At 64.2% G+C, this 13,149-nt stretch carries 14 protein-coding genes; 7 read left to right on the top strand and 7 right to left on the bottom strand.

Translation table 11 applies throughout. The features are described from left to right. Positions 1-16: 16 nt before the first annotated feature. Entirely contained in the window at positions 17-985 is a 969-nt protein-coding gene (locus JY451_01580; GenBank protein ID QZH75345.1) for a hypothetical protein, read from the top strand. Beyond that, positions 973-1,875, top strand: a complete 903-nt coding sequence (locus tag JY451_01575) for a transposase (GenBank protein ID QZH75344.1) — start codon at positions 973-975, stop codon at positions 1,873-1,875. Before JY451_01580 ends, JY451_01575 begins: the two co-directional genes overlap by 13 nt. A 110-nt stretch (positions 1,876-1,985) precedes the next feature. Here the strand turns inward: JY451_01575 and ruvX are convergent, their stop codons facing one another. The 7 genes from ruvX to JY451_01540 are packed head-to-tail and all read right to left on the bottom strand — an operon-like array spanning position 1,986 to position 7,358. Next, entirely contained in the window at positions 1,986-2,480 is a 495-nt protein-coding gene (gene ruvX / locus JY451_01570) for a Holliday junction resolvase RuvX (protein ID QZH75343.1), read from the bottom strand. Continuing rightward, positions 2,459-3,688, bottom strand: coding sequence for a DUF3089 domain-containing protein (locus JY451_01565; protein QZH76495.1), 1,230 nt, complete (start codon positions 3,686-3,688; stop codon positions 2,459-2,461). The genes ruvX and JY451_01565 overlap by 22 nt, the downstream gene beginning before the upstream one ends. Further along, positions 3,633-4,766, bottom strand: coding sequence for an AI-2E family transporter (locus JY451_01560; protein ID QZH75342.1), 1,134 nt, complete (start codon positions 4,764-4,766; stop codon positions 3,633-3,635). The genes JY451_01565 and JY451_01560 overlap by 56 nt, the downstream gene beginning before the upstream one ends. After that, positions 4,763-5,638 carry a signal peptidase I gene (lepB, locus tag JY451_01555; GenBank protein ID QZH75341.1) on the bottom strand — a complete coding sequence of 292 codons (876 nt, stop codon included), beginning with the start codon at positions 5,636-5,638 and terminating at the stop codon, positions 4,763-4,765. The genes JY451_01560 and lepB overlap by 4 nt, the downstream gene beginning before the upstream one ends. Next, a complete protein-coding gene (locus JY451_01550; protein ID QZH75340.1) occupies positions 5,635-6,036 on the bottom strand; it encodes a holo-ACP synthase in 402 nt (133 codons plus the stop codon). The genes lepB and JY451_01550 overlap by 4 nt, the downstream gene beginning before the upstream one ends. A gap of 10 nt (positions 6,037-6,046) precedes the next feature. After that, complete coding sequence (locus JY451_01545) at positions 6,047-6,775, bottom strand: pyridoxine 5'-phosphate synthase (GenBank protein ID QZH75339.1); 729 nt, start codon at positions 6,773-6,775, stop codon at positions 6,047-6,049. 4 nt (positions 6,776-6,779) lie between these two features. Then, positions 6,780-7,358 (bottom strand): orotate phosphoribosyltransferase, encoded by a 579-nt coding sequence (locus tag JY451_01540; protein QZH75338.1) that lies wholly within the window; start codon positions 7,356-7,358, stop codon positions 6,780-6,782. A gap of 188 nt (positions 7,359-7,546) precedes the next feature. On the opposite strand from JY451_01540, the gene coxB reads away from it, so the two are divergent. The 5 genes from coxB to JY451_01515 all read left to right on the top strand — a co-directional run bounded on the left by coxB (position 7,547) and on the right by JY451_01515 (position 13,141). Then, entirely contained in the window at positions 7,547-8,653 is a 1,107-nt protein-coding gene (gene coxB / locus JY451_01535) for a cytochrome c oxidase subunit II (protein QZH75337.1), read from the top strand. 37 nt (positions 8,654-8,690) lie between these two features. Beyond that, complete coding sequence (gene ctaD / locus JY451_01530) at positions 8,691-10,412, top strand: cytochrome c oxidase subunit I (GenBank protein QZH75336.1); 1,722 nt, start codon at positions 8,691-8,693, stop codon at positions 10,410-10,412. Positions 10,413-10,592: 180 nt separating this feature from the next. Next, positions 10,593-11,471: a heme o synthase gene (locus JY451_01525; GenBank protein QZH76494.1), complete on the top strand. Its 879-nt coding sequence runs from the start codon at positions 10,593-10,595 to the stop codon at positions 11,469-11,471. 121 nt (positions 11,472-11,592) lie between these two features. Further along, entirely contained in the window at positions 11,593-12,195 is a 603-nt protein-coding gene (locus tag JY451_01520; protein ID QZH75335.1) for a cytochrome c oxidase assembly protein, read from the top strand. Between the two features lie 64 nt (positions 12,196-12,259). Beyond that, positions 12,260-13,141, top strand: coding sequence for a cytochrome c oxidase subunit 3 (locus JY451_01515; protein ID QZH75334.1), 882 nt, complete (start codon positions 12,260-12,262; stop codon positions 13,139-13,141). Positions 13,142-13,149: the final 8 nt, after the last annotated feature.

The following is a 13,149-nucleotide window of genomic DNA, read 5'->3' as shown; positions in this document are numbered from 1 at the left end:
TTCGGGTCGAGCGAGGATGGAACTGAACCCTTTCATCGCAGCGTTGCGGACCGATCGCGGTCCGCAACGCCAGGCCCAGACCGCAATGGACGCGGCGCGGACCGCGTGGCGTGCGGAACCGGGCGGTGAGCAATTGGCGGAGGAGCTTTACCGCTACGGCAAAGGTGCTCCGCTGGAAATGTGCCCGCTGCTCGAAGCCATGTTCACCGAGGTGGGCGAGGCCGAGCGACTGATCGCGTTGCTGGTGCGGCACTATTGCGCAGCGCTGAAAGCCAATCCGATCGGTCACCCGCCGTTCCGCCACGGTTTTGACGGTGCGGCGGGCACGCTGTTGCTAGCGCGATCAGGCCGGGTGCAACTGATGATCCAGGCGCGCGAGCCGGGGCGGCTCGATCATCGCACCTATACATTCTCGGATGCCAGCCGCTTCGATGCAGTGCTTGCAGGCGAGGGGCAGGCCCGGATCGTGCGGGCGCGACCGGCGGGCGGGACGGCGGTGCAGTTCGATCGCGAGGCGCTTTCCTTGCGAGGCGGGGAGCGGATCGCGCTCGATTCGGCGAGCGAGACGCTGGTGGTCGATTCGGTCGAGCGCCGACTGGTGGTGCTGCGGCTGATGCGCAGCGCCGCCGAGCCTGAGCCGGGGCGAGAATATGATGCGCAGTCCGGAGCGCTGCTTTCGCAGAGTGCGGGCACCATTGCCACCAGCCGGCAGGAAATGATCGTCGCGCTGCTCGGCCGCATGGGCCGCAGCGATGCGGCTCCGGAAATGGCGTGGCTGGCTACGGGTGAAGGCGATAGATCGCTGCGCTGGCAGGCGCTGCGCGAGTGTCTTGCCCTCGATAGTGCAGAGGGCTTCGCGGCGCTGGGCAATATGGCGCGTGCCGCCAATGATCCGCTGGCGGCGAACGCCGGGGCACTGCGGGCGCAATTACTCGAAAACTATCCTGAATTCGCCGAACTGGGAGCCACAGGATGCCGCGCGTAGTCGATTGCCTGGACCAAGCCGCTTGTGAACTCGGGGACTGCATCGAAGCCCTGCACGCCAGCGGTTTCCACCCGTGGGAAGAGGAGAGCCTGCTCGGCGCGGCGCACTGGCTAAGACGGCTGGGCAACAACCGTGACTTTCTGGGCGATATGCTGCTCGATGAATTGAAGCGCGGGGTGAAGGCAGCCGAAGATGCGAGTGATTACGGGCCGCAGGTCATCATGCTGTCTACGCTGGGTAGCGAATTCTACATGCGCGCCAATTTTTGGCCGAGCGTCGATGAACACATGTTTCGGGCAAGCGGCAGGGGGGCCTTCAGCTACGAATTGCCGCACGATCACGACTTCGATTTCCTCACCTTGGGTTACTTCGGACCGGGCTATGCCAGCGACTACTGGGAATACGATTACGAGCGGGTGGCGGGCGCTATCGGCGAGGCGGCGGGGCTGCAGTTTGTCGAACGCTCGACGCTGACGCCGGGCAAGCTGATGCATTACCGCGCGCATCTCGACGTGCATTCGCAGCTGCCGCCCGAAAGCCTCTCGGTGTCGCTCAACGTGATGCACGCTGGCGGGGCGCAAGGGTGGCTCGACCAGTACCGATTCGATGTGGAGAAGAATGAAATTGCGGGTGTGATCAGCCCCGGCGGGAGCGAGACGTTCCTGCGGGTGGCGGTCGGTCTGGGGGGCGAGGAGGCGCGCGATCTGGCGCACCACTTCGCCGGGTCGCACCCCAGCGACCGGATGCGGCTGACTGCGCTAGAAGCGCAGGCGGGGGTGCTTGGGCTGGCGGAGCGGGATGCGCTGTGGCGGCGCGCGGAAGCATCGAGCAGCAGGCTGGTGGCGTTGGAAGCGGCGCGAAAAAGGAGAATACTCGAATTCAGTTCATAACTTCGTCATTGCGAGGAGCCGAAGGCGACGTGGCAATCCATCTCCTGCGCTTTGCTGAAATTCCTACGTCAGGGAATGGATTGCTTCGCTTCGCTCGCAATGACGAGAGGTTACAAAATCCCCCCCGCCAGCCGGTCGATTGCGCCTTGCAGGATCACGGCGGCGGCGTGACTGTCGATCATCGTCGCGCGCTTGGCCCGGCTGAAATCCTGCGCGATCATGTCCCGCTCGGCGCTGGTGGTGGACCAGCGTTCGTCCCACAGCAGCACCGGCAACCCCAGTTGCAGCAGGTTGCGCGCATAGCTGCGGCTCGCCTGCGCGCGCGGGCCGCTGGTGCCGTCCATGTTGAGCGGCAGGCCGATAACGATCCCTTTGACCCCGCGTGTCTTGCAGATCGCTTCGAGCGCGGAGCGGTCGGCCCCGAACTTGCTCTTCGCCAGCGTCTTGCCTGCCGTGGCGAAGGACCATCCGGCGTCGGCTATGGCAATGCCGATGGTCTTGGTGCCGAGATCGAGCCCCAGCAGCACGCCGCCATCCGGCAGCGCATCGCGGAACTCCCCTGCATTCTCGGTCAGGAGCGGCCCTATTGACGATTGGCGTTCCATGCTTCCACCCGGCGAACGACGTCTTCCTGCAGGTTCCGCCAGAACAGCGGGATATCGTAGACGTGATAATTGTTGCCCGGCAGCACATACTGGCCAAGCTCGGGCGGGTCGCCCACCAGCAGCAGGCCGTTGCTGCTGCATCGCGCCGGGACGGCCCCCGCCACCAGTTCGCCGGACGACAGGTCGTTTTCGGGCACAAGCGTGCCGAGGTTCTGCGCCATATCCGCCTCGCCGTTCAGCACCCCGCTGAGCGGATTGACGCACAGGATGGCATCGTCGCCCCGCGGCTCGCCGTCGTTGCCGGGAATCGCGGAATAGCGGCGCAGGAACTGACCGGGATCGGCGGGTTCGGCAAAACTGGCCCAGCTGACAATGCAGCCTGCCTGCTGAGGCGAGCCGCAGGCGGGCAGACCGAGGGCGGGCAGATCGTGTTCGATGGAGATCGGCCAGCCAACCGGGTAGGCCATCGCCACCCGCTCTGCCAGCGGGGTTCCCGCGACCCGCTCCTGCAACAGCCGGGTGACGTGATAGCCACCCTGGCTGTGCCCGGCGAGCACGATCGGCATGTCTTCGGGGATCGAATCGAGGAAGAAGGTGAAGGCCTGATCGATGTCGCGGTAGGCGGCGTCCAAGGCCTGCGTCGCTTCGGGCATGTCGGTGATGAAAGCGCCGAAAGTCGCCTGCCGGTAGCGCGGCACCCAGATCTCGCTCGCGCGGTTGAAGGCGCTGGCCATGCCGCGCACCATCAGCCGGGCGCGGTTCTGCGATTCCTCGTCGGCGAGCGGGGCGTTCCATTGCCGCGCGTCGTAAAAGCTGGTCGGGTGAATGAAGAACACCGCGAATCGGGGGGTGTTTCCGGTAGTAGCAGGCTCGGCTGCCTCAACAGGAACTGTCGCCGCACTGGCAGACCCGACCGGCGCCACTTCCGCCGCGAAAGCCGGTTGCCAGCGCGCCGGATCGTTCGCCACGCCGATGCCGGGCCTGCTGAACCACATCGCCGGGTCCTGATAGGCATTGGTGTCGAGCGGGTCCTGCTCGACGAATTCGGCGCTCGGCACCAGCGCGATCTCGGTCAATTCCTCGCCGAAGGTGCGCAGCGCGAAAAGGCCGGCGATCACCAGCACGATCAGGAACACGATGGTGTAAAGGAACTTACGCAGGGGAATTCTCCATTGCCGGACTGCCGGATGCCTCCTCGTTTCCGGCATCCTCCTCATTATGGCGCGCCCGCTGTTCCAGCGCCACCTTGATCATCGCCAGCAGCGGATCGGCAAGGAACAGGCCGAGAATGCCGAACAGGATGCCCATCACCAGCTGCATTGCCAGCACCAGCGCGGGGGCGAGGTCGACGGTCTTGCGGGCGATCATCGGGACCACGATGTAGCCATCGATATTCTGCACCAGCAGATAGACGACGATGGTGTATATCCCCATCTGCGACCCGCCTGAAAAGCCCACCAGCACCATCAGCACGCCGGAGATGATCGCCCCGATGTTCGGCACGAAGGCGAGCAGGCCGGTGAGGATCGCCAGCAGCGCAGCCATCGGGATTTCATCGCCGGTCACGAGGCCGTAGCCCACGAGTGCGGCGTAAGTGAAAATCCCTTCCACCACCATTCCGACGATCCGCCCGAACATCAGGCGGCGCATGGTGAAGCCCATGCGGCTGGCGGTCTCGTAGAATTCGCTCCGCCGCGCGGTGGGCAGCATCCATGCAACGCCCCGTTCGTAAAGCCGCGGTTCGAAGGCGACGTAAATGCCGATGATTGTTATCAGCAGCAGGGTGGTCAGCCCGCCGAGCAGGCCGCCTAGCGCCCGCGTCACGGTGCCGAAGCCGCTCGCGGCTTGGCTGAACATCGATTGCACCATGCCCATGTCGATTTCGAAGCCTTGCGCCTGCATCCACCCGAAGATGCTTTGCGCCTGCTCCTGCACGATCTGGGGAAACTGGGCAGCTTCCTGCGAAATGCTCGACCCGGCGAAAATGCCGAGCCAGACGAGGAATGCGGTGGTTGCGATAAGCACGATGCTGACGCGCCACACCCGAGCCAGAGGTAGCACCCGCCCCAGTAATCGCGCCCCACCGTCGATCATCGACGCGAACACCAGCGCACCGAAAATCACCAGCAAGCTTTGCGATATATAGACCCCAAGGATGATTAGTCCGATTACCGAGGCCCACACCAGCGCGCGCCACGCTTCGAACCGTAACGCCGGATTGGCAATGCGGGTAGGGCTCGCGCCCAGCGCCTCGTCGCTCAAGTCGGCGTCATCGCTCGTGCTCATGGTACCGGCCTGATTTCAGGTCGCAGGCTCGTCCACGCGCGCCCACCGCGTAGCGCGTCCCACCATGTCAGCGGGTTGAAGGTGGAGCGGCCATCGAGCGAGAAAGTAATGAATTCCGCTCGCCCGCCGACACTGGACAGCGGCACAGGGCCGCCAAGCCCATTGCCGAACGGCGCGGCATCCGCGCGGCTGTCTGCCGAATGGTCGCGGTTGTCGCCCATCAGGAAGACATGGCCATCGGGCACGGTTACCGGTTCCATGTCATCAAGCCCCTGTTTGCGATGATCGATGATGAGGTAACTCGCGCCATTGGGAAGAGTTTCCCGGTAGGTCGGTGGCTCGTAAACCTGAGTGCCGTCTTCCAGCGTAACGCGGTAGGGTTCGAAATCGTCGAGGCACGGGCTGTCGAACCCGTCACCGCGCGCGCAGAGGTTGTCGTTTTCGGCGGGCAGGCGCACCGGCGGTTCCATATCCTGCGGTACGGGCTGGCCGTTGAGGACGATCTGGCCGTCTACCATGGCAATGGTATCGCCGGGCAGGGCGACTACCCGCTTGATGTAATCCTCCGCCCGGTCCGGCGGCACGACGATCACCACGTCGCCATATTCGGGGGTAGCGGGGGCAATCCGCCAGCTTTCGCGCGGGAGCACGTGGAAACTGGCCGAAACCCAGCTCCAGCCGTAGGGATATTTGCTCACCACCAGCCGGTCCCCCACCAGCAGGTTGGGCACCATGCTGGCGCTGGGGATGTAGAACGGCTTGGCAATGAAGGTGTGGAAGGCCAGCACCGCGAGCAGCATCAGCGCCAGCCCGCGGGCCTCGGCCCACCAGTTGATGCGCTCCTTGCCGTCCGGAGCCGGAGTGCCGCTCATGCCGGGTGCACTTCGATAATCACGAAGGCCTGGGCCCACGGGTGATCGTCGGTCAGCGTGACGTGGATCGTCGCCACATGCCCGGCAGGCGTCAGTTCAGCCAGCCGCGCCGCCGCCCCGCCCGTGAGCGCGAGCGTGGGCGCGCCGCTGGGGGCGTTGACCACGCCGATATCCTTCATGAACACCCCGCGCTTGAACCCCGTGCCGACCGCCTTGGAGAAAGCTTCCTTGGCGGCGAAACGCTTGGCATAGGTACCCGCCATCGTGTGCGGACGGCGCGCGGCCTTGGCGTTCTCGACATCGGTGAACACACGCGCCCGGAACCGCTCGCCCCAGCGGTCGAGCGAGTTCTGGATCCGCTCGATATTGCACAGGTCCGAACCGAGACCGACGATCATGCCGCTGTTCTCACCGCGCCAGATCCATCAGTTCGCGCATTTTCAGTACGGCCGGTTCCAGCCCTTCGAAAATCGCCTCTCCGATCAGGTAGTGGCCGATGTTGAGCTCCGCCAGTTGCGGGATCGCGGCGATCGGCTGGACGTTTTCGTAGGTGAGGCCATGACCCGCGTGCGGCTCGATGCCGTTCTTGGCGGCGAGCGCGGCCATTTCGGCGATGCGCTTGAGTTCGACCGCGCGCTGCTCGCCTTCCGCATGGGCATATTCGCCGGTGTGGAATTCCACCACCGGCACGCCGAGCCGCAGCGCGGCATCGAGTTGCAGTTCACTCGCCTCGATAAACAGCGACACGCGGATGCCTGCGTCCTTCAGCCGGGTGACGATCGGCTGGAGATGGTTGTGCAGCCCCGCCGCGTCGAGCCCGCCTTCGGTGGTGCGCTCCTCGCGCTTTTCGGGGACGATGCAGGCCGCGTGCGGCATGTGCGCCAGCGCGATGGCGAGCATTTCCTCGGTCGCGGCCATTTCCAGGTTGAGCGGCAGGTCGGTCGCTGCCTGGATGCGGCGCAGGTCGTCGTCACGGATATGCCGCCGGTCTTCGCGCAGGTGCGCAGTGATCCCGTCCCCGCCGCAGCGCGCGACAATCTCCGCCGCGCGCACCGGATCAGGATGATCCCCGCCGCGCGCATTGCGGATCGTGGCGACGTGATCGATATTGACGCCGAGCCTCAGGTGCTTTGTCATGGCGTTACTTCCGACTCCCCGGCTTGGTCACCGGGATCACGGCCAGTTCGGGCGGCACTTCATCCTCCGCGTAGGTCGGGAAATCGATGTCGATCAGCGGGAAGAACGGCACGCCCAGATCGACCGTGCCGTTCGAACGGTCCACGAGCGCGACTTCGGCCAGCACCTTGCCGCCCTCGCGACCCACGGCGGCGATCGCTTCGCGGCTCGACAGGCCAGTGGTGACGACGTCCTCCACCATCAGCACCCGCGCGCCCGGCTTCAGTGCAAAGCCGCGGCGCAGGTGGAACTCTCCATCGGGCCGTTCGAGGAACATCGCATCGAGATGCAGCGCGCGGCCCATTTCGTGGCCGATGATGATCCCGCCCATCGCCGGGCTGGCCACGGCATCGAGCGAATCGAGAATGTGCCCCGGTATCCGCGCCGCCAGCGCTTCTGCCAGCATGGCCGCGCGGTGCGGGTTCATCAGCACCCGTGCGCATTGCAGGTAATGCCCCGAATGGCGGCCCGAGCTGAGCTTGAAATGTCCTTCGAGCAGCGCACCGCTGGCGCGGAATTCGGCGAGAACTTCGTCGGTGGTCATGGCGGTCTGCGCAGGGCCTTTGCAACGCTGGGGGGATACGGGACGAAGGGCCGCATGGACCCGGTGGAAAAAAGTCCCTAGAGCCGCTTGAGACACGGAGCAAGCGTGCGTATAGGCCCGCGCAAGGCGCTGGCTCCGGGCCGGCGCGGTCGCCCGTGACCGGGTTCAAGATGGGAAGTATCGTCGCAATGAATTTCGCCGACCTTGTCCGCAGGAAGCTGCAATTCCTCACGCTGGCGCTGGCCGCAGTAGGCCTTTCCGCTGCGCTGGTGCCCTCGGCTGGCGCGCAGGACCTGAACGACAATCCCTCGCTTGTGGAAACGAATGCTCCCGATCAGGCTGGCGCTGCCGCTCCCGGTGCAGACACCAGTGTGACAGCGGATGCGACCGTGACCGAGTCCGCTCCGGCCTTCGAATACTTCGGCCCGGGCATGATCAAGGGCCAGCCCACGCCCTATGAAGAAGATGCGATGGCGTCGCTCACCTTCCAGGATCAGTACACCGCCAACGGCGACTATGCCTTGTCGATGCACGACGCGATCCTGATGCCGATCATCACGGTAATTTCGCTGTTCGTCCTCGCGTTGCTGCTGTGGGTGATCGTGCGCTACAACCGCCGCCGCAACCAGGTGCCTTCGCGCACGAGCCACAACACCCTGATCGAAATCGTCTGGACGGTTGTCCCTGTCATCATCCTGGTGGTGATCGCCGTGCCGTCGATCACCCTGCTGGCGCGCCAGTACCAGGCCCCCCCGGCAGACGCGATCACCATCAAGGCCAATGGCTACCAGTGGTACTGGGGCTACGAATATGTCGACAACGGCGGGTTCGAAGTGATTTCGAATATGCTCGACGAAAGTGCCTCGCTTGATGCCGGTGAACCGTTCCAGTTGGCGGTGGACAACCGCATGGTTGTGCCGGTCGGCGTGCCGATCCGCTTGCAGACCTTCGGGTCTGACGTGATCCACTCGTTCGGCATCCCCTCGCTGTGGTTCAAGCTCGACGCGGTGCCCGGTCGCATCAACGAGAAGATCCTCGTGATCGAGGAAGAGGGCATCTACTACGGCCAGTGCATGGAACTGTGCGGCGCGCGCCACGGCTATATGCCGATCGCTATCGAAGCCCGTTCACTCGAAGACTACAACGCCTGGGTGCAGAGCCAGCCGGGCGGGCAGACCCGCGCGCAGATCGAAGCGGCGGAAGCTGCTGCCGCTGCGCCTGCTCCGGCCCCTGCCGCCGCCACCGATGCCGAAGCGCCCGCAGCCGATCCCGCTGCGCCCGCTCCTGCCGCCTGATTTTGACTGACGAATAGAGAACAAGGTCCGATACGACATGGCCACCACCGCCGACAACTTCGTCGCTCACAACGATACCCATGACGCGCACCATGGTGCCGATCACAAGCCGGGCTTCTTCGCCCGCTGGTTCATGTCCACCAACCACAAGGACATCGGCACTCTTTATCTGATCTTCGCGATCATCGCCGGGATCGTAGGCGGCGGCATTTCGGGCGCGATGCGGCTCGAACTGGCAGAGCCGGGCCTGCAATGGCTGGGCATGTTCGTCGACTGGCTGGGCGGGGACGGCTCCAGTTTCGACCAGCAGGGCCACATGTGGAACGTGCTGATTACCGCGCACGGCCTGATCATGGTGTTCTTCATGGTCATGCCCGCCATGATCGGCGGCTTCGGCAACTGGTTCGTGCCGCTGATGATCGGCGCGCCGGACATGGCCTTCCCGCGCATGAACAACATCTCGTTCTGGCTGACCGTGGCGGGCTTCATGTCGCTGCTGTTCTCGCTGTTCGTGCCCGGCGGCACGGGCATGGGTGCGGGCGTAGGCTGGACGGTCTATGCTCCGCTATCGACCACGGCCTCGCAAGGCCCGGCGGTCGACTTCGCGATCTTCTCGCTCCACCTCGCGGGCGCAGGCTCGATCCTGGGGGCGACCAACTTCATCACCACCATCTTCAACATGCGCGCGCCGGGTATGACCCTGCACAAGATGCCGCTATTCGTCTGGTCGGTGCTGGTAACGGCCTTCCTGCTGCTGCTCGCGCTGCCGGTGCTGGCTGCGGCGATCACCATGCTGATTACCGACCGCAACTTCGGCACCACCTTCTTCACCGCAGCGGGTGGCGGCGATCCGGTGCTGTACCAGCACCTGTTCTGGTTCTTCGGCCACCCGGAAGTCTACATCATGATCCTGCCGGGCTTCGGCATGATCAGCCAGATCGTGGCGACTTTCAGCCGCAAGCCGGTGTTCGGCTACCTCGGCATGGCCTATGCGATGGTCGCCATCGGTGTGGTCGGCTTCATCGTCTGGGCGCACCACATGTACACTGTGGGCCTCGACGTGAACACGAAGATGTACTTCACCGCCGCAACCATGGTGATCGCGGTGCCGACCGGCATCAAGATCTTCAGCTGGATTGCGACGATGTGGGGCGGTTCAATCGAGTTCAAATCGCCGATGGTATGGGCGATGGGCTTCATCTTCCTGTTCACCGTAGGCGGCGTAACCGGCGTCGTGCTGGCCAACGGCGGGATCGACGACAATCTGCACGATACCTACTACGTGGTGGCGCACTTCCACTACGTGCTGTCGATGGGTGCGGTGTTCTCGATCTTCGCGGGCTTTTACTACTGGTTCCCGAAGATGAGCGGCCGCTGGCATTCCGAACTGCTCAGCCACGTGCATTTCTGGCTGTTCTTCATCGGGGTGAACGTGGTGTTCTTCCCGATGCACTTCCTCGGCATGCAAGGCATGGCGCGCCGCTATCCGGACTTCCCGGCGGCCTATGCGCACTGGAACGAAGTGGCGAGCTACGGCTACCTGATCGTGCTGGCATCGGTGGCGGTGTTCTTCATCAACCTCGCCTATGCCTTTACCGTGGGCAAGCGCGCTGCGGGCAACTACTGGGGCGAAGGTGCAACCACGCTCGAATGGAGCCTGTCCAGCCCGCCGCCGTTCCACCAGTTCGAAACGCTGCCGGTGATCGAGGATCACCACAGCCACGACGATCACATCAGCGAGCGGCCCGCGACCGCCTGACGGCAGCGACCCTCGCCTGAAAGACGACAAAGGGGAGGGGCGCGCCGGAAACGGAGCGCCCCTTCTGCCAAAAGCAATTTCAGTAACAGGACCATGACCACCATTACCGCCCCTTCAGCCGACGAAGTTTCCCGCACCGCAGTTGCCGTGAGTCCGGTGGCCGCTGGGGTGGTGACCACGATGCCGGCGGACTGGCGCGATTTCTTCGCGCTGACCAAGCCCAAGGTCATGCGGCTGGTGGTGTTTACCGGCCTGTGCGGCCTGCTGGCGGCACCCGGCTCGATCCATCCGGTAATCGGCTTCACCGCCATCCTGTGCATCGCGTTGGCTGCGGGGGGCGCGGGTGCGCTCAACATGTGGTGGGAAGCCGATATCGACGCCAAGATGAAGCGCACCATGCGCCGCCCGCTCCCCACCGGGGCGATCCGGCGCGAGGATGCGCGCGATTTCGGCCTGCTGCTATCGGGCGCGTCGGTAATGGTGATGGGGCTGGCGGTGCACTGGCTCGCCGCCGCGGTGCTGGCCTTCTCGATCTTTTTCTACGTGGTGATCTACACCATGTGGCTCAAGCCGCGCACGCCGCAGAACATCGTGATCGGCGGAGCCGCCGGGGCCTTTCCGCCGCTGATCGGCTGGATCGCGGTGACGGGCGAGATCACGCTGATGCCGGTGCTGCTGTTCGCGATCATCTTCATGTGGACGCCGCCGCACTTCTGGGCGCTCGCGCTCTGGGTCAAGATCGACTACGCCGAAGCGGGTATTCCGATGATGCCAGTGGCTGCGGGTGAGGTTTCCACCCGCCGCCAGATACTGCTCTATTCGCTGCTGCTGCTCCCGCTCGCTGCCGTGCCCTGGTATATCGGCGGGACCGGCGCGATCTACGGCGGGGCGGCGCTAGCGCTTACGGGCCTATTCTTCGCCTTGTCGGTTCCCGTCGGTCTTCGCCGCGCGGTGGAAGGCGATGGCATGAAGCCCGAAAAGCGCCTGTTCGCCTATTCCATATTCTATCTCTTCGCGCTGTTCGGGGCGCTGGTGGTCGACAATTGGGTGCTCGCATGACGCCGCAGGACGAGGAAGAATTCAAGCGCCGCCGCAAGGCCAGGAACCTCGTGTTCATGCTGGTACTGTTCGGCTTCGTGGCGCTGTTCTACGCCATTACCATTGTCAGGATGGGTGACTGATGACGACTGCTACCCTCGAAGATCGCAATCGCCGCACCATGTTGATGGCCTTTGCCGGGGCGTTGGCCATGCTCGGCCTCGGCTTTGCCGCAGTCCCGCTTTACGATCTGTTCTGCCGCGTCACCGGCTTCGGTGGAACGACCCAGGTGGCGACCGAAGCCGAGGCAAACCTGGCCGAGCGGCTGGGGCTCAGTTCCGGCGGTCAGACCTATTCGATCCGCTTCGATGCCAATACCGCGCGGGATATGCCGTGGCACTTCCGCCCGGTGCAGGTGACCGACACCGTTTCCATCGGCCAGCGCGACATGGCGACCTATATCGCCCGCAACAATTCCAGCGTGGCGATCACCGGCACTGCCACCTTCAATGTCGAACCGGAAGCGGCGGGGCGCTATTTCAACAAGATCCAATGCTTCTGCTTTGTCGAACAGACCCTGCAACCGGGCGAGGAAGTCCGGATGCCGGTACTCTATTTCGTCGATCCGGCGGCGCTGGACGATCCCAACATGCAGGGGGTGGAGCAGATCACGCTGAGCTACACCTTCCACCGCGCTCTCGAACAACCCGAAGTCAACCCCGAACCCACCGAAGAAGCAAGCTAAGCCTCTGGACCCGCGGCAAGGCGGGTATTAAGGGCCAGACAAACGCAAGGATCAGGACTGTATCATGGCCGGCGCCAAGAACCACGATTACCATATTCTCGAGCCCGATATCTGGCCGTTCATCGGCGCGCTTTCGGCGCTGGTTTTCACCAGCGGCATGGTGCTGTTCATGCACGGCGATGCGGGCGAATTCGGCGAAACCAGCTGGCGGATCGTGCTCGGCCTTGGCATCGCCGGGCTGATCGCCACGTTCTTCGCCTGGTTCACCAACATCGTCAAGGAAGCGCAGCGCGGCGATCACACGCCGGTAGTGCAGCTGCACCTGCGTTACGGCATGATCCTGTTCATCGCTTCGGAAGTGATGTTTTTCGTCGGCTGGTTCTGGTCCTGGTTCGATTTCGCGCTGTTCCCCGCTCCGGTGCGCGAAGTGGGTGACAATATCTGGGAAAACATCATCGGGCAGGAAGGCGCCGCCGCGCTGGCAACTTTCCCCGCGCAGGGCATCCACGTGCTCGATCCCTTCGCGCTGCCGCTGCTCAACACCATCATTCTGCTGTGCTCCGGCACCACCGTCACCTGGGCGCACCATGCGCTGATCCACGGTGATCGGGACGGGCTGAAGAAGGGCCTGTGGCTCACCATCGCGCTGGGCGTGCTGTTCTCCGCGATCCAGGCCTACGAATACAGCCACGCCAGCTTCGGCTTCGGCGGGGTGAACTATTCGAGCGCCTTCTACATGGCGACCGGGTTCCACGGCTTCCACGTGCTGGTCGGCACCATCTTCCTCTCCGTGTGCCTGTTCCGCGTGTACAAGGGCCACTTCACCCCGCGCCAGCACTTCGGCTTCGAAGCGGCAGCATGGTACTGGCACTTCGTCGACGTGGTGTGGCTGTTCCTCTTCGTCTCGGTCTATGTCTGGGGCGGCTGGGGTGCCGAAATCCACTAGGAACTTCC

Source organism: Erythrobacter sp. (assembly GCA_019739335.1).
In the GTDB taxonomy this organism is placed as follows: domain Bacteria; phylum Pseudomonadota; class Alphaproteobacteria; order Sphingomonadales; family Sphingomonadaceae; genus Alteraurantiacibacter.
The sequence above is the reverse complement of the archived record's forward strand: the minus strand, read 5'-3'. Positions and strand labels throughout refer to the sequence as shown.